15 protein-coding genes and 1 riboswitch are annotated in these 17,515 nt (G+C 47.1%); of the genes, 14 read left to right on the plus strand and 1 reads right to left on the minus strand.

The window, feature by feature from the left end; genetic code table 11:
* The first annotated feature begins 189 nt into the window (after positions 1-189).
* From FKV70_RS01710 to FKV70_RS01725, 4 genes are all read left to right on the plus strand, one after another.
* Positions 190-1,566, plus strand: a complete 1,377-nt coding sequence (locus FKV70_RS01710) for a sugar phosphate nucleotidyltransferase (protein WP_142611640.1) — start codon at positions 190-192, stop codon at positions 1,564-1,566.
* 156 nt (positions 1,567-1,722) lie between these two features.
* A riboswitch (cyclic di-GMP riboswitch) is annotated at positions 1,723-1,804 on the plus strand.
* A gap of 13 nt (positions 1,805-1,817) precedes the next feature.
* A complete protein-coding gene (locus tag FKV70_RS01715; protein WP_142611641.1) occupies positions 1,818-3,419 on the plus strand; it encodes a glycosyl hydrolase in 1,602 nt (533 codons plus the stop codon).
* A 48-nt stretch (positions 3,420-3,467) separates the two neighbouring features.
* Positions 3,468-5,762, plus strand: coding sequence for a hypothetical protein (locus FKV70_RS01720; RefSeq protein WP_142611642.1), 2,295 nt, complete (start codon positions 3,468-3,470; stop codon positions 5,760-5,762).
* 309 nt (positions 5,763-6,071) lie between these two features.
* Entirely contained in the window at positions 6,072-6,254 is a 183-nt protein-coding gene (locus tag FKV70_RS01725; RefSeq protein WP_142611643.1) for a hypothetical protein, read from the plus strand.
* Between the two features lie 48 nt (positions 6,255-6,302).
* Here the strand turns inward: FKV70_RS01725 and FKV70_RS01730 are convergent, their stop codons facing one another.
* A complete protein-coding gene (locus FKV70_RS01730) occupies positions 6,303-6,674 on the minus strand; it encodes a helix-turn-helix domain-containing protein (protein WP_063207759.1) in 372 nt (123 codons plus the stop codon).
* Positions 6,675-7,000: 326 nt separating this feature from the next.
* On the opposite strand from FKV70_RS01730, the gene FKV70_RS01735 reads away from it, so the two are divergent.
* The 10 genes from FKV70_RS01735 to FKV70_RS01780 all read left to right on the plus strand — a co-directional run bounded on the left by FKV70_RS01735 (position 7,001) and on the right by FKV70_RS01780 (position 17,503).
* The gene (locus tag FKV70_RS01735; RefSeq protein ID WP_142611644.1) at positions 7,001-7,750 is read left to right on the plus strand and encodes a YveK family protein; all 750 of its coding nucleotides are present in this window, start codon (positions 7,001-7,003) and stop codon (positions 7,748-7,750) included.
* A complete protein-coding gene (locus FKV70_RS01740; protein ID WP_142611645.1) occupies positions 7,731-8,408 on the plus strand; it encodes a CpsD/CapB family tyrosine-protein kinase in 678 nt (225 codons plus the stop codon). Before FKV70_RS01735 ends, FKV70_RS01740 begins: the two co-directional genes overlap by 20 nt.
* Positions 8,409-8,492: 84 nt before the next feature.
* Complete coding sequence (locus FKV70_RS01745; RefSeq protein WP_063207767.1) at positions 8,493-9,191, plus strand: sugar transferase; 699 nt, start codon at positions 8,493-8,495, stop codon at positions 9,189-9,191.
* Between the two features lie 33 nt (positions 9,192-9,224).
* The gene (fcl, locus tag FKV70_RS01750; protein WP_142611646.1) at positions 9,225-10,163 is read left to right on the plus strand and encodes a GDP-L-fucose synthase; all 939 of its coding nucleotides are present in this window, start codon (positions 9,225-9,227) and stop codon (positions 10,161-10,163) included.
* Between the two features lie 20 nt (positions 10,164-10,183).
* On the plus strand, positions 10,184-11,173 hold the full coding sequence (gene gmd / locus FKV70_RS01755; protein ID WP_142611647.1) for a GDP-mannose 4,6-dehydratase: 990 nt from the start codon (positions 10,184-10,186) through the stop codon (positions 11,171-11,173).
* A gap of 123 nt (positions 11,174-11,296) precedes the next feature.
* Positions 11,297-12,640: a flippase gene (locus tag FKV70_RS01760; RefSeq protein WP_142611648.1), complete on the plus strand. Its 1,344-nt coding sequence runs from the start codon at positions 11,297-11,299 to the stop codon at positions 12,638-12,640.
* Positions 12,627-13,895 carry a hypothetical protein gene (locus tag FKV70_RS01765; protein ID WP_142611649.1) on the plus strand — a complete coding sequence of 423 codons (1,269 nt, stop codon included), beginning with the start codon at positions 12,627-12,629 and terminating at the stop codon, positions 13,893-13,895. The genes FKV70_RS01760 and FKV70_RS01765 overlap by 14 nt, the downstream gene beginning before the upstream one ends.
* A 368-nt stretch (positions 13,896-14,263) precedes the next feature.
* Positions 14,264-15,478 (plus strand): glycosyltransferase family 4 protein, encoded by a 1,215-nt coding sequence (locus tag FKV70_RS01770; RefSeq protein WP_142611650.1) that lies wholly within the window; start codon positions 14,264-14,266, stop codon positions 15,476-15,478.
* Entirely contained in the window at positions 15,475-16,716 is a 1,242-nt protein-coding gene (locus FKV70_RS01775; protein ID WP_142611651.1) for a glycosyltransferase family 4 protein, read from the plus strand. The genes FKV70_RS01770 and FKV70_RS01775 overlap by 4 nt, the downstream gene beginning before the upstream one ends.
* The gene (locus FKV70_RS01780) at positions 16,694-17,503 is read left to right on the plus strand and encodes a WecB/TagA/CpsF family glycosyltransferase (RefSeq protein ID WP_142611652.1); all 810 of its coding nucleotides are present in this window, start codon (positions 16,694-16,696) and stop codon (positions 17,501-17,503) included. The genes FKV70_RS01775 and FKV70_RS01780 overlap by 23 nt, the downstream gene beginning before the upstream one ends.
* The last annotated feature ends 12 nt before the right edge of the window (positions 17,504-17,515 follow it).

Consider the following 17,515-nt stretch of genomic DNA (forward strand, 5'->3'; position numbering starts at 1 on the left):
CAGGAATGGATTTGAATCTGGAGAAGCGGAGCGGTCGCCTTTGACTTGGGATTCTTACATATAAATGTCTTACACAATCCGAAGAATCCCACGGCAACAGCGATTATAAGATCAAATCCAGACCGTAGCGGGTCACTCAACCTAGCCCCATTCGATCACCCACACATAATAGAGAGGAAGTGGAGAGATATGAAGCTCGTACTTTTGTCTGGTGGTTCCGGTAAAAGATTATGGCCGTTATCCAACGATTCCCGTTCCAAACAATTTTTGAAGGTCCTGGAGAGCCCGGAAGGGATTTCGGAATCTATGGTGCAGCGGGTATGGAGACAATTGGGAGACAACGGATTATCCGAATCCTCGTTTATTGCGACAGGAAGAGCGCAGGTCGAAATGATCCAGAGTCAGGTCGGATCGAATACGCGCATTATTGTTGAGCCGGAACGCAGAGATACCTTTCCTGCGATTGCACTGACAGCGACTTATCTATATTCCATTGCAGGTGTTTCGCCTGATGAAATTATAGCTATATTGCCTGTCGATCCTTATGTAGAGGATGCTTTCTTTGCTTCCGTAGCCCAACTGGAACATACACTTCAGGAGAGTGAAGGAAAGCTTGCACTAATCGGGGTTGTCCCTTCCTATCCTTCAGAGAAATACGGTTATATTATTCCGAAAAACGATGCCATTCAAGGTAGCACAGGCTACCGCGAAGTGAGCCATTTTCAAGAGAAACCCGACCGGGAGCAGGCGGAACGTCTAATGGAACGCAATGCTTTATGGAACTGCGGGGTTTTTGCATTCAAATTAAGCTATTTGCTGGATATTCTGGCAGCCAAGGGCTTGCCACTGAATTATGAAGAAATGCAAAAGCAATATGCATCTCTGGAAAAAATCAGCTTTGACTACGAGGTAGTCGAGAAGGAAAAAGATATCGTCGTTCTTCCATACAATGGTTTTTGGAAGGATCTAGGGACCTGGAATACACTCACAGAAGAGATGTCTCATCAGCAAGTGGGTAGAGGGGTAGTAACGGAGGATTGTGTCAATACAAGTCTTATTAATGAGTTGGACATTCCGGTGGCGATCATTGGAACAAATGATCTGATTGTAGCTGCTAGCCCAGACGGTATTCTTGTGACCAATAAGGCAGAAAGTCCACGCATCAAGGAAGTGCTCAAGGCTCATGATCAGCGTCCAATGTATGAAGAACGTCGTTGGGGGCAGTATCGGGTTGTAGACTATGTAAAGTATGACGAGGGTAATGAGGTTCTGACCAAACGAATCCGTGTACACAAAGGTAAAAATATCAGCTACCAGCTTCACTTCAAACGGAGCGAAATCTGGACTATTATTAGCGGCGAAGCGGAAATTATTTTGAATGAGAAGCTGCACAAGGTGAAGGCTGGTGATGTCGTCCGCATCCCTGAAGGGACGAAGCATAGCATTTTGGCTGTGACCGATGTAGATTTGATTGAAGTGCAGACTGGCTCTGAGTTGGTTGAAGAGGATATTGTACGCTTTTGTATGGATTGGAATGAAATTTCTCGTCATCAATTTATCTCATAATTATTTTCGTAAAAACGTAAAAAAAGAAAGTTAGATGAAAATTTATGACCTAAACTGTCGAAATTGGGCGAAAACCTGTAAATTCATGAACATGACCTATTAAATTTTGGTAAAAAAAAGTCGATACTTAGGTTAAGAAGGAATCCAAACTCCTTCCAACGATAAACGCAGCCCTGTCGAAAGGCAGATACGCAAAGCTAAAGGGCCTTCCCGTAAGGATGGCAGCCTGGCTACCGAAAGGAAGAGCGAAAGTGAGATTCAATTTTATTCCTCTGTATCGACTGATACGTCATGTACTCCCAGTTGTTATGCTTTTTTCTTTGTTTCCCGTCGGTTTTGGTGGTTTTCTGTCTGTGGTAAATGCCGCTTCATTACAACCTGTTAATTCGGACGCTTCTACTCAGGCCCGTGAACTATACAATTATTTACTCAGCATCTCTGGAAAAAAAACAGTCACTGGTCAGCACGATTATTTGGAGAGCCCAGATGAACTTAGCAACAAAGTCCAAAAAATCAGCCAGGCGTATGTGGGTCTGCACGGCTTTGAGATGGGAGCCATCTCTGGTCAATCTGACACTATAGAAGCAGCACAACGTAAAAATGTCGTCGATAGCGCTATTCATTGGAGCAGATCTGGTGGCATTGTGGCGATGACTTTTCATGAAGCGCTGCCGGGTAGGCCGCTGACTTGGGCCAATGTGCAGGCGAAAGTAAGTCAGGCGGAGTTCAATAAATACGTAACGCCAGGCACTGCGCAGTATAACCTCCTTATAGCCGATCTGGATAAGGTCGCTGTATCGTTAAAGCAGCTTCGTGATGCAGGGGTTCCGGTATTGTGGAGACCTTACCACGAAATGAATGGCGACTGGTTCTGGTGGGGAAACAAGAACAATTTTAATCAGCTATGGAACATCATGTACGACCGTTTTGTAAACACGCATCAATTGAACAACCTGCTGTGGGTGTGGAGTCCCAATGCTCCTAATTCCTACACTGTCCCGTATACTCCGAAATATCCGGGGGATGACAAAGTGGATATTTTGGCAGTAGACATTTACAACAATGATTTTAAGCAAAGTCATTATGAAGGACTGCTCGGACTGGCACGGAATAAACCGATTGCCATTGGGGAACATGGTGAGATGCCTAGCTCTGAGGTGTTGCAGGCTCAGCCGAAATGGGTATATTCCATGACGTGGGGCAACATGTTGACCGAGAATAACACAACCAATCAAATACAGGATTATATGAAAGATCCGAGGAGTCTGACACGGGATGATGTGAAAAACGGGCTGGCAGCAATGCAACTACCTGGGACAGACATACCGACCTTACCGGATGAGGGACAAAGTGAGCCTATTCCGGCTCCCCCAGTAGTGGTCGTACCCCCAGCTCCGACTCCTCCTTCCGTTCCTGATGTGGTATATGTGAACGGGCTGCGGGGCGAATATTTCAACAATATGAATTTGAGCGGCAGTCCTGTTTTGATCCGTACAGACAGCAAGCTGGATTACAACTGGCGCGCTGTTGCCGCTGATCCTAAGGTAAATGCCGACCAGTTCTCGGTTCGCTGGACTGGTAAAGTCAAACCACAATACAGTGAAACCTATACGTTTACAACGATATCCGATGATGGTATCCGCGTATGGGTAGACGGCAAATTGGTGATTGACAGTTGGTTCAAACAAAGCTGGACAGAGCGTAAAGGCAGCATTGCTTTGGAAGCAGGTAAAATGGTAAATCTAAAAGTGGAATACTATGATGAAAAAGGCGATGCGATGGCTCGTCTGATGTGGGAAAGTCAGCATGAAGCGAAAGCGGTGGTTCCCGGAAACGCTTTGTTTCTTCCTTGATAGATACTCTTTCCCGGTCAAAAATTTTGAGGAGAGAGGGTGTATCATATGATGAAAAAATGGATGACCCATAGGTATGCGGTCGTATTATCCGGACTACTGGGTATCGCAGCTCTAGCCATGATCGTTTGGTTTATATATCCGCCTTCAAAAAGTGCAGAATTGCAGACAGATAAGGTAGCGGCGGCCAGTCCAGTATGGAAGCTGGGTCAGAGGGATGACTCTTCAGCGGAATTTAAAGGAGTGGTCGGTAGGGATAATATCGATATTTCTGCAGCAGCAGCTTCTACCGAATCATCCGCTAAAGCAACATTTTCGGCGATGTCGGCAGCAGAGAGTACAACAGTTCCGGTATTGCTCAGCAGTGGAGATGTTCCTCCCGGATTGAATGCATCCACGAATCCAGAACTGACACTCCAGTATAAGCTGAATCAGATTCCTCCCAATGGTATGATATTCCGCGTCCGGATTTTGGATGCGGGCAAAGCTGTACCGCAGATGGCTGTTTTTTCAAATCATCAGCTGTCCGGAATTATTCAGATTGCCGGGGTATCCGGCACCGGAAGTACCTATAATTTCAAAAATAACTACGAGCTGTATATCCCCAAAGAACAATTGCAAAGCGGTGTTAACGTACTCAAGCTAAAGACAGCGCGCTGCCTATACTGCTCCTCTGCAGAAGATAAAAATGTGTGGTGGACTTGGGATGACTTGAGCTTGGAGACGTTAGCTTCCCCTGCGACTGAACCGGTACATGGTAAATATATACTGACCGGTACGAATGTGAACAATAAAGAATTTTATTATGATCAGGGTGCAGTTAAGCATCTGCCATACGTTCTCAAATGGCTGGGAATTGCCTATAGCGGCAACGTCATGAGGGTCACCTGTGCCAGTAATGTGGGCAAGGCATGCACAGACGTGGATGATTACTATCAAACATTAAAGCAGTATAATATGCAGTCGTCTGCTTTGTATCTATACACAGGTGATATTAAGCTGCAAAAAGACGGGACTCTGCCAGAGACGGCTAAGCAAAAGTTGCGTGATTATGTAAAAAAATACGGCTCATACCTTCAGTATTATGAAGTAGATAACGAACCTGGCTTGTTTAACCGCTCCAAGGCAGTAGATCTGGCTGTGGCTAAGTGGTTGAATACGGAAGGCAAACAATTGGCACCGCATCTCAAAACCGTAGCGCCGGGTTGGGCCTACTGGCCGACATACTCTACCAAGGCGTGTAAAAATCAAACCGGAGGGACACAAAAATGTGGTGATCCGGATGGATGGGAACGGGACCCTGCGCAGCGTAAACAGCTGGAAGAAGTCACCGACCTGACCAACGGACACGCCTATGGTGAATCGTATAATGAAGAGGGCGGGGGCAGCTTCGTTCAAAATTTGAAAACCTTTGGTGGCTCAAGCGACGGACTAGCGAAAAAAATGCTAAATACGGAGTTCGGCACTAACGATACGCATCGAGATAACCCTGATTACGGGGCCAGTCAGCCACAAGCAGCCGCATTCGATCGGATTATGCGCTCGCAAATCGGGTTTGCTGATATGTTCATCCAGCATGCAGCTTTTTATAAGGATTACACGCTGTTTAAAACAGGCTTTGATCTGCAAAGCCACAATCCGGCTAACACGGAAATCTATCCGTTTGGGCAAGGGCAGGACACCCGCGTTAAGATCATGAGACGCTTAAGTCTAGCTTATGCCACGCATGGCAAACCGCTGACTTATACCATACTGAATCCAGAGGAAACCAAGGATAAGATGGTTTATGTTCGCGCGGTCGATACATCCAAGCTTAAACCGCTGGTAGGCAGCGGCGCTACCTCGAACAAATTGCTGGTGAATCTAGTCAATTTCGAATCCACCACGCAGACCGTTCGTGCACGGGTGACGATGCCAAAAGCCGGCTTGTACACGGGGGAACGTTTTGGAGCGGGTTCTACCTACAGTCAGGCGCAGCGTTCCATATCAGGGCTCAAGGCATCGCCTGCCCTTGATTTTGAAGAAAAGCTGGGGCCTGGCGAATCGGTACAATATATTTTGGAATTAAAAAGCACAGATCAGGCCGCAGCCTCTGCTCCAACAGAGGTCAAAGCCGCCTCTATTCAAGATGGAGCGGTGAAGATTAATTGGCTTCAAGCAGAAGGCGTAACTTCCTATGATGTGCTGCGTGCCGACCAGACAGACGGTGCCTACCAGGTAATTGCATCGCAAGTAGCAGGAAGCACGTATACGGACCGCACAGTAAAAGACGGAAGTCATTACTTCTACAAAGTCCGAGCGACCGGGGGAACTCAGGTTTCCCAGGCAGCCGAGGTTGCTTAATCACACCAGAATGCATATAGGACCTTACCTAATGAATACCTGACATCAATTCAATAGAAAGCAAAAAAGAACCTATCAGGAGAAAATAGGACCTGGCAGGTTCTTTTTTATTTGCAAATCGTTCTGAATTGCCAATACTTTACGTATAATGGAGAAAAAAATAAGAAAATCCTTTTATATTCTCGTCATAAGACGACAACATTGCAGCTATGTATTCATATATAATAGTTTTGTTCATGACTATACATACATGGTTTGTAAGGAATTTCTTTCCGGTGACCAAGAATAATAAAGTGAGGTTAATGCTGAATGAATAAGGAAACAGAATTAGGGGAGAATAGCCCTCTTATTCGAAACAACGCACGGAAAGCAGGCAAAGCGGCTATCCACTTGGACATCCGGAACATTTTGCTCCAATGTGGGATCACGACATCGGAATGGCTGAATGACGATGTAGATGACATCAAGTGCCGGAAGGACAAGCGCATGTAAATTTCAGTTGCTGGTCCTACTTGATCCAAACATCGAGCAGCAGCGCTTTCATTTTTCCATCATTCGTTCCATTCGAACAAATGCGATAAAGCGCTTGGCTTCTTCCTCAGTCAAGGTGCGTCCGTCAATCGTCAGGTTAAAACGTTGCAGGATATCCTCGTCGGACAGTTCAAGCTGATCCACAAATTCCCTCACATCTGAATCTAATATGGCTGTCGGCTGGCTCGTACGTCCCACCAAATAATCGATGGTTACCCCGAAAATATCAGCGAGCTTGGTCAGGGTCTCAAAGTCTGGTTTGCGTCTATTTTTTTCATAGTGAGAAAGAGCCGCCCGCGTAATTCCGAGGGATTGCGCTAATTCCTCTTGTTTTAATCCCTTATGTTCTCGTAATTCAGCGATGCGGGTTCCATAATTCATCTGTTTTTCCTCCTGAAGGCAAGGTTAAGAAAGGTAAAAAGGGCAATTTTACGCTTGACAAGATACAATTTGTATCATAAATTGATTATGTAGTTACATAATGTATCTGTATTTCATAGTTTTCACTTGTATCTTCATTTATATACCCTAAGAGGCCACCGATGATTGAGCATTTCGTGCGTATTCGCTGGCTAGACCTTCTATGCGCTATTATACAACATTTTACTATAGATTAGAGGGTCATGCATCGTTCTTTTCCCGTCATGCAGAGGATCAGTACAAGCGTTATTCCATCGAAAACAAGTCAAGCAGGGAGGACTGGTCTTGTGCAGTTGAAAGAGTACATCCGTTTGATCCGCAAAAGAATGTGGTTGATTGGCAGTATTGTACTGCTGGTGTGTACTGTAGTAGGCATAAAAAATGTATATTTTACCCCGCAGGTTTATGAAGCTACTGCAAAGCTCATTATTAACCAGACGCCACGGCCGGATCGTGCAGGTGTTGTCGATTACAGTGTAGTGCAAACCAACATAGCCTTAACGAACTCCTATAAGCAAATTATGATCTCCTCGGCGATTATGGATCAGGTGGTCGCCAGCTTCCCCGATCTTAAGGTTACTCCGTCAGCTTTGGCGCAAAAATTGAGAGTGAACACCGCAGGTGATTCACAGGTCATGGATGTTACAGTTCGCGACTTGTCGTATACAAAGGCTGTGAAAACCGTCAATGCGGTAGCCAAAGTATTCAAACGGCAAATCCCCTCTATCATGAAAATGGACAATGTCACCATCCTAAGCGAAGCCAGTTTGAATGATCCAGCAGTTCCTGTGAACAATAATCCCGCTATACAGATTTTTATTGCTTTTGCCATTTCTTTATTGTTGGGAATAGGCTTGGCGTTTTTGCTGGAGGTATTGGATGATACATTTAAGAATGAGGAGGATGTTGAAAAAGAGCTCGGTCTGCCTACCTTATCCCTGATTTCAAAAATGAAAAAAGAGGATAGACGCTCTGACAGCTCTACTACAACTCCTAAACAGATAGGTGAGGGACAATATGCCGCGATTAATCAATAATCAGCTTGTTACATCCTTACATGCTCAGTCTTCCGTTTCGGAGGAATACCGCATGCTTCGCACTAACATCCAGTTTTCTTCTGTAGACGAGCCAATTGAAGTGATGATGGTGGCTTCTGCTCAGGCGGGTGAAGGCAGAACAGTCACGATTAGCAATTTGGCTGTAACCTATGCACAAGAGGGGAAAAAAGTGCTGGTTATGGATATGGATCTGCGTCGATCCTCTTTGCATCATATGTTTGGTTTGCGCAATCATACGGGACTGACACGGGTACTTGCCAATCAACAGCCATGGCAGGAGGTGGTTCAGGAAACCGAGATTGATCATCTGCATGCAATCACAGCTGGGCCGAATCCACCCAACCCGTCCGAGATGCTTAGTTCCCGTAGAATGAAGGCTCTACTAGTTGACCTAAAAGAACATTATGACGTGATTTTGATGGATACGCCCCCACTGCTGTCTTTTCCGGATGGTCTCATTGTAAGCGCCATGTGTGATGGTGTCATTTTGGTAGTGCAGGCAGGGAAGGTCAAAAAGGATGTTGTTAAGAAAGCGAAGGCAAATTTGGAAAGAGTAAAGGCGCGCATTTTGGGTGTAGTGCTCAATAACGTGAAGCGCCGCACCGATCGTGGTATGGAGGAACGCAATCTGACATGAATAAATCGAAGGAAATAAGAATATATAAAATTCTTTTAACAATGTATAAATAATATTTATCAATGAGGAGCGAGGTGATGAGACGTGTCTTCTTCCCGCTCGAACGAGGCCGAAGCGTTGGGCGCGTCAGTGGATGTATATTCGGTCGCTCATGGGCTTGAACGACGACAAGGATGGAGCATATATCCGCTCGTAAAGCGAAGTATGGATATTATATTGTCTTTTATTGGAATTATCGTACTGTGCCCGGTATTTCTACTCGTCATTTTGTTGATTAAGCTGGAGGACCCCAAGGGGAGTGCATTATTTTATCAAATACGTATTGGCAAACATGAGCGGCCGTTTCGTATGATCAAATTTCGTTCCATGGTGTCTGATGCCGAAGCCAGATTGTCTGCACTGCTGGAGGAAAATGAAATTGAGGGTGCAATGTTCAAAATGCGGGACGATCCCCGCATTACCCGTGTCGGCCGCTTTCTTCGCAGAACGAGTATCGACGAACTACCGCAACTCTTCAATGTACTGCGTGGACATATGAGCCTTGTAGGACCCAGACCCCCTCTGCCAAGAGAAGTCCATGATTACACCATGAGGGATAAGCTACGTCTGACAGTTACACCGGGCTGCACTGGACTATGGCAGATCAGTGGTCGCAATCATCTAAGCTTTGACCAGATGGTTGAACTGGATTTGGAGTACATATCTAGACGCAGTTTCCGCACGGATATGATCATCATGCTGAAAACATTTCGTGTGCTGTTGGGCTCCAAAGATGCATATTAAAGTCAATTTAACAAAGAGGGGTAGGAGAGAAGGATGGAGCTTCATTCCAACATCTATGTGGCAGGGCACAATGGGCTGGTAGGTTCCGCGATTGTCCGCGCGCTTCAGAAGGCGGGATATCGTCATATTATTACTCGCACAAGCCGTGAGCTGGATCTGCGTGATAAAGAGGCCGTAGATCATTTTTTTGAAACAGAGCCCGTGGATTATGTATTTCTAGCAGCGGCCAAGGTGGGCGGAATTTTGGCAAATAACGAATATCCGGCTGATTTTATCCGTGACAATCTGCTTATACAAACCAATGTGATTGACGCGGCATACCGGGCGAATGTAAGCAAGCTGTTATTCCTCGGCTCGACCTGTATTTATCCCAAATTTGCTCCGCAGCCATTGCGCGAGGAATATCTGCTTACGGGTGAGCTAGAGCCTACCAACGAGGCCTATGCGATTGCTAAAATTGCCGGAATTAAAATGTGTCAGTCCTACAACCGTCAGTACGGAACCCGTTATATTTCCGTGATGCCAACGAATCTATATGGACCGGGCGACAATTTTGATCTTCAAACCTCTCATGTACTGCCTGCGCTGATTCGCAAGTTTCATGAGGCTAAGCTGAAGCACTCTCCGACGGTAGAAGTATGGGGCTCCGGTACGCCTCGCCGGGAATTTCTTCATTCAGATGATTTGGCTGATGCCTGTCTTTTCCTGATGAATAGCTATGAGGGAAATGAGATTGTCAATATTGGTGTGGGTGATGATATTTCGATTCGTGAGCTGGCTGAACGAGTCAAGAATGTAGTTGGCTATGAGGGCGAAATTACCTTTAATACATCCGTTCCTGACGGAACGCCGCGCAAGTTGGTGGATGTATCCCGGCTTTCCGGGCTGGGCTGGTCGGCGCGTATTTCACTAGAAGAAGGATTAAGGTCCGTGTACCAGACGTTTCAAGGTCTAGATCTGGTTGAACAATAATTAACGGTGGGGGAATTGGGATGAAAAAAGCGCTGATCACAGGGATTACCGGGCAAGACGGGTCTTATCTGGCTGAGTTTCTGCTGTCCAAGGATTATGAGGTGTATGGGATGCGCAGACGAACCAGCACACCGAACTTTGAAAATGTATCGCATATTCAAAATGAAATTCACTGGCTTTCCGGTGATATGACTGATCTGGCTTCGCTGATCGAAGCCGTCCGTCAGTCCGACCCAGATGAGGTCTACAACTTGGCCGCTCAATCCTTTGTAGCGGCTTCATGGCCGCAGCCCTTGGCTACAGGGCAAATTACAGCGTTATCTGTCACCAATATGCTGGAGGCGGTTCGGATTGCCAAACCGGAAGCACGCTTTTATCAGGCGTCAAGCAGCGAGATGTTCGGTAAAGTACTGGAGACACCGCAGACAGAAACGACCCCGTTTTACCCACGCAGTCCTTATGGTGTCGCCAAAGTGTACGGCCATTGGATTACAGTCAATTACCGCGAAAGCTTTGATATGTTTGCTTGCTCCGGTATTTTGTTCAACCACGAATCGCCCCGCCGAGGGCTGGAGTTTGTAACACGCAAAGTGTCAGATGCAGTAGCTCGTATCAAGCTGGGATTGCAGCAGGAGCTGCGTATGGGCAATTTGGATTCACTGCGAGACTGGGGATTTGCAGGGGATTATGTCAAGGCGATGTGGCTGATGCTTCAGCAGGACCGACCAGATGATTATGTCATTTCAACGGGAGAAATGCATTCTGTGCGGGAACTGCTGCAAATTGCTTTTTCCCATGTAGGTTTAAATTATGAGGATTACGTTGTTATTGACCCGCAATTTGTTCGACCGGCAGAGGTAGATCTATTGCTTGGCGATTGTGCCAAGGCGAAAGAAAAGCTAGGCTGGCGATTGGAAGTCGGCTTCGAGCAGCTTGTTCGTATGATGGTGGATGCAGACTTGGAACGTGTAAAAAGGCAGGCTGCAGTCGAAACTTCCGTCGTCGTGTAAGAGGTGAAAGAGGCCACCCGCTGGCTGGGGGGTCTCTTCGTTGTACACGATTTCAGCTGCATTAACAGATCAACAGGTTATAAAGCTGTGTTTGAGGTCATTTTTCAAGATGGAGTAGAACCTATGACATTAGTCAAGAAACGTGTCAAACCGCGCAGAAGCTTATTGGTGAATACATCCTGGCTGTTCGGTGACAAAATGATCCGCATGGTGTTCGGGCTGGCAGTCAGCATTATCATGGCGAGGGTGTTAGGACCAGAGGAACTGGGAAAATGGAATTATGCGGAATCCTTTTTCGGAATGTTTCTAATTTTCACGACCCTTGGCTTTGATTCAATATTAGTACGCGATCTTGTCAAAGATCCCAAGGATGAGCACGAGCTATTGGGGACAGCGGTTCTGCTGAAGTTGTTAGGTACTTTGGTAGCCATTGTACTGTCCTATTCCTTTATTTCACTGCTCAGACCGGAAGACAGTTCAGTACGGTTAATCAATCTGATTCTGGCTACAGCCTCGGTATTTCAGTTGTTTGATATTATCGACTACTGGTTCCGTGCGCAGATGTTGTCCAAATATACGGTTGTTGCCAAGAATACCGCCTTTGTCCTCGGTTCCACCGCAAAAATCGTTTTACTGTTGTCCGGTACTCCAATCTGGACAGTGGCGTTGTGTGCTCATGGAGAGTTTCTGCTGGGGAGCTTGCTGCTGCTGTATTTCTTCCATAAGGAAGGACGGCGTGTGAACAAGTGGACGTTCCGCTTCACGACTGCTCGGCGAATCATGGATCACAGCTGGCCGCTTATTTTGTCCTCCTCCGCTGTGTATGTGCAGGCACGGATCGATCAGGTCATTATCGGTGAAATGTTGGGAAACGAAGCGGTCGGGCAATACTCCGTTGCACTCCGACTCATCGAGGTGCTGGGCTTTATCCCGGTCGTTCTAACAACAGCCTATGCTCCAGTGGTAACGCGTTCCAAGCAAACAGGAAGCGATGAATACAGACGGACGTTGTCTAACGTGTATCGGCTGATGTTTATATGCTTTCTTGTGACTTCAGTTCCCTTATTTTTTCTATCCCAATGGGTAGTAGTTGTGCTGTATGGGAGAGAGTTCACTGAAGCAGGCTCGCTGCTGTCACTGTTTGCGATTCGTCTATTTTTCACCAACTTTAGTGTCGCCAAAAGCTTGTTTATCACCAACGAAAATTTGTTCAAATACACGCTGCTGACCTCGGTAATTGGTGCGGTTACGAATATCGCCTTCAATTACGCGCTGATCCCATGGCTTGGGGTTCGAGGGTCCTTAGTGGCGACGATTTTGTCCTTTACGATATCTGTATTTCTAATGGATTTGTTGTTTAAGGAAGTCAAAGCCAATTTGGGTTGGATGATGAAGTCCATTCTGACCTTCTGGCATGTTCATATTACAGTACCGAAAGTTGGAGAGAACAATCATGATACCGATTAAACCGTTTGTTCGGCATGAGGAACAGTGCCCGCATTGTGGAGGTACGTTACATGGTGGAGAGGTGCTGTGGCAGGGAATCCACGTATGTGTCAGTACTAAATGTGAGGGTTGCGGACGTGAATACCTTGAGGACATGAGGGTGGGTCATGCGACGTATTCACCTTATCGTGTAGAAATGCCTGACTATACCCTGACCGGTGATGCGAAGTCAAGAAAATGGCTCGGAGAGCCTTTGCGGCAATCGTTGATGAATCCTTCCTATGATTTAGCAGTCGGTATGACCGTGCATAAAAAGAAAGCTTCTTCGCGTGTAATCATTGTCAACACTATAGATTATTTGTATGGCCATGCATTGCTCAAGCTGCTGAATGTTCAGCGCGAATATGAGCAATCGCCGGAATTAGGGATCATCGTTATTGTGCAAAAGTCGCTGGAGTGGATGGTGCCAGCATATGTATCTGAGATTTGGACGGTTGATGTACCGTTCAGCAAGGCACGAAACTTTTATCCTATGCTGCATCATCGGATGATTGAGGAATTGATGCGTTTTGATGAGGTGTACATCAGTCCGGCATATTCACATCCCAACCAGTTTGAAATTGAGCAATTTACAGGTGTTGCGCGTTATGACGAGGAACGTGAACCGAATCCACGTATTACCTTTGTATGGAGAGAAGACCGCTTGTGGAGCGGCAGCCATCATATGGCCAGAGCGGTGCAAAAGTTTCCACAACTCAAACGTGGACTGAAACCGCTAATTTACCATCAACGGAGCAAAATCATCAGGCTGTTCCGCAGGCTGAGAGAAAGCTTCCCTGATCATCGTTTTACTGTTGCGGGACTCGGGCGCACAGGGAGCTTCCCGGCATGGATTTCTGACGAGCGTGTATCACGCTTCGACCGGGAAAGTGAGCTGCGGGTATGCGAAATATACGCAGCCAGCCGATTAGTCATCGGCATTCATGGCTCCAATATGCTGCTGCCTTCTGCACATGCAGGTATGACGATCGATCTGATGCCTAAGGACCGATGGGGCAATTATGCCCAGGACATTTTATTTCACGAAACGGATCATCGGCTTACAGCCTACAAATATCGCTTTGTGCCGATGGAATCAAGCGTGACCTTGGTAGCGGGTATGGCAGCCGCTCAGCTTAAAGGGGCAGACCATTTTAATATGCAGATGATGGAGGAAAGACAGCGGCAGGGGGACCATTCAAGTTGGAGGGGGAAGGCCGCTTCGGGCAGGGTTTGATCTTGGAGCGGTTAATGTGGATGGCAGTCCGCTGCGGGACGGGTTTGATCTTCCGATCGCTGTTGACGTGGGATTCTTTGGTTTGAATAAGCCCTATAGAGGGCGGAATCCCACGGCACTTTATGCCTGCATTCCCTTTTTTAAGATGGGGTGACTTTATGGAAACGGCGGTCAGTAGCGGAGCGGTCCATTTGAATCTGAAGAAGCGCTAGCGTCTGCCTTTGCAGTGGAATTCCTACCTCGTAATGTTTTATATACCCTGGAATCCCACTGCAACAGCGATCGGAAGATCAAATGGAGTGCGCAGCGGCCTCTGAACCCTCCGCCTCCCATAATTCACCCAATATGAAATGGCAGGAGTACTGATGATGATTCCAAAAATATTGTATCTTCGCAACTTTGCCAGCAAGGTGAATGGAGCCTCATACAATTTGCAGGAAGTTGGCTTGGGTAAAGCGCTCGTCCGTAAAGGCTTCGATTGCGATATTGTTTACTACAACGATCGTAAGGAGACCCATCTGGAACAGATTTACCAGCACGAAGGATGCACCTTGCGTATTATCTGGCTGCACGGGTTCAAGTTTTTAAGCAACAGCATCTACAGAGATGTTCTCAAAGATTCTTTTCTGAAAGCTTATGACCTGGTCATTACTACAGAATACAACCAGATTATGACCTATCTGCTTTCCCGCAAATGCCCCGACAAGCTGGCGCTATATCACGGACCATACCGGGATAACACGCATGCGCTGATCCGCAAACTGTACGATGCTATGCTGCTGCCTAAGGTGACAAAGTCTCTACGCCGAACCTATGTTAAATCCGATCTGGCCAAGCGCTATCTGGAGAATAAAGGCTTTAACAACGTAATAACGATCGGAGTCGGACTGGATCGCAGCAATGTAGAGAAAGGATTCAACAGTGACGACAACAGTGGAGCGCGCGAGGAAAACCGTGAAGTTGCGAATGAGCTGCGTCGGATCGGAGATCGCCCGGTGCTACTGTATGTCGGTGTACTGGAGGAACGAAGAAATATACGTTTTATGCTGAATACGTTCAAAAGAGTACTCCAAAGGCATCCTGCCTGCCTTTTGTTAATGGTTGGGAATGGACGGAAAGTAGATACGGATCGCTATTGGGCATATGCCCAGCAACTGGGGTTGACGGATAGCATTATACATTTTCCAAGAGTGGAGCAACGTCATCTGTGGCAGATCTACGGAGCGGCAGATGTGATGCTGTTTCCGACGCAATACGATATTTTTGGTATGGTGCTGCTGGAAAGTATGCTGTTCCGCGTTCCGATTATTTCCTCGGTGAACGGTGGCTCGGTTACCTTGATTGAGGATGGGGTAAGCGGAGTGATGCTGAGAAGTTTTTCGGAAGAGGAATGGGCAGGTCGCATAGGCACGCTGCTGGAGAATGCTGAGCTTAGACGAAGCTTGGCCGAACAAGCATTCCTTACGATCGAGCGGATGTCGTGGGATCGGATTGCGGATGATATCGTAAGCCAGCAACGGGCTCAACCTATGAGTTCCAATCACGTTATGCAATCAACACAGGAAAGAGGGGCAGCCACGTGAGTCAACAGGTTAGCAGACGAATGACCCCGCCTGTAAGCAAAGTACTGATCATCCATAACTTTTATCAGCAAAGTGGGGGAGAAGACAAGGTTGTCGAGCAGGAATCGGCTATGCTGCGTTCCAGAGGAATAGAGACGGAGCATTATTATGTGCATAACGACAGCATTAAAAGCAAAGGGTTGGCCAACATGGCCAAGCTGGCGGTGGAGGCGACATGGTCCTTCCCGGAATTCAAAAGGATCAAAGAGCTGCTTTTGCGGGTGAAACCGGATGTGGTACATGTGCACAATTTTTTCCCAGTTATATCCCCTTCGGTCTATCATGCCTGTGAACGGCTGGGGATTCCGGTGGTCCAGACCCTGCATAATTACAGGCTGATTTGTCCGGCGGCAACCTTTATGCGAGGGAATGAGGTTTGTGAAAAATGCTTGCACGGCTCGCTGCTGCATTCCATCCGTCATGGATGTTACCGAGGCTCGCAGCTGCAGACGATTCCGGTGGCGGCGATGATTAAGTTCAACGAGCTGATCGGCACATGGCAGCACAAGGTAAGCCGCTATATTGCGCTGACGCAGTTTGCACGGGACAAATTTGCCGAAAGCGGCCTTCCGCTGGACCGCATCGCAGTGAAACCGAATTTTATCCATCATCAAACGGTGAAAGCCAAGTATGATCCTAATGATCGTTATTTGTTGTTCGTGGGGCGGATTTCCGCTGAAAAGGGGGTTCGCAATTTGCTGCAGGCCTGGTCACAGCTGGAAAATCGAGACGGATTGAGGCTACTCATCATTGGGGATGGTCCGGAAAAGGCTGAACTGGCTGCAGCTTATCCGCAGGAAGATATTCAGTTTCTCGGCAAGCAGGATGGAGACACGGTGTTGAATTTTATGAGCCGGGCCATGTATGTCATGGTGCCTTCCATTTGGTATGAAGGTTTTCCGATGACGATTGTAGAGTCCTATTCCGTAGGAACGCCAGTATTGTGCAGCCGAATCGGCGCACTGGAGGAAGTCGTGAAGGACGGGGTGACGGGTTTCCATTTTCAACATGACGATCTGGAAAATATAAAGACCGTGATTCGCCATGCAGTTGCCTATGAGAACTATACAGCTATGCGGCAGAAGGTGGCGGAAAACTATGCCGCACATTACACGGAAGAAGTGAATGTGAAGCAACTGTTGGCGATATATAGCGAGGTCATGGAGGAATGTGACAATGAAGCAGCCGCCCCAGTATAGAGTCGGAAGGATTGCGAGCACAGATGTTGCAGCACTGACATTTCAGGAGACGGTACATACGCTGGAACAATGGGCAGTCGGACGAAAGGACAGCTATGTATGTATTTGCAACACCCATTCCATTGTCACGGCCGGGAATCAGCCCGAGTTCCACGAAGCGCTCACTCAGGCTGATTTGTGTACTCCAGACGGTATGCCACTGGTATGGGCGCTCAAGCTGTACGGGTTTGAGCGTCAGGATCGGGTGGATGGTCCCAGTTTGATGCTGAAGTTGTGCGAACGTGCGCCACAAATGGGGGTGAGCGTATACTTTTACGGCAGTACGCCAGATACGCTGGATAGCTTAAAAGACAGGATAGGGCAGGATTATCCTGGAATTCGTATCGCGGGCAGCTTTTCACCGCCATTTCGTGAACTTCAGCCAGCTGAGGAGAAGCGGATCGTTGAGGAAATCAATGCCTCAGGTGCGCATATCATATTCGTTAGTCTGGGCTGCCCAAAGCAGGAAATCTGGATGCATCGCAACAAAGATCGTATCCGAGGCGTGATGATCGGAGTAGGGGCAGCCTTTGACTATATTACAGGCAAGGTTCGCAGACCGCCGCTAACGGTACAAAGGCTGGGACTGGAATGGCTTTACCGTCTGCTCTGTGAGCCAAAACGTTTGTGGAAGAGATATGCGTATAACAATCCAATGTATATCTATCGTTTTCTCAAATCCTATCGGCATAATAAAAGGCTCACGCTCTATCATAATCGGCATACAGGGAGAGGCATAGAGAAGTAAAGCGGAGCAAAA

The sequence above is a fragment of the Paenibacillus ottowii genome, assembly GCF_006874425.1.
GTDB lineage: Bacteria > Bacillota > Bacilli > Paenibacillales > Paenibacillaceae > Paenibacillus > Paenibacillus ottowii.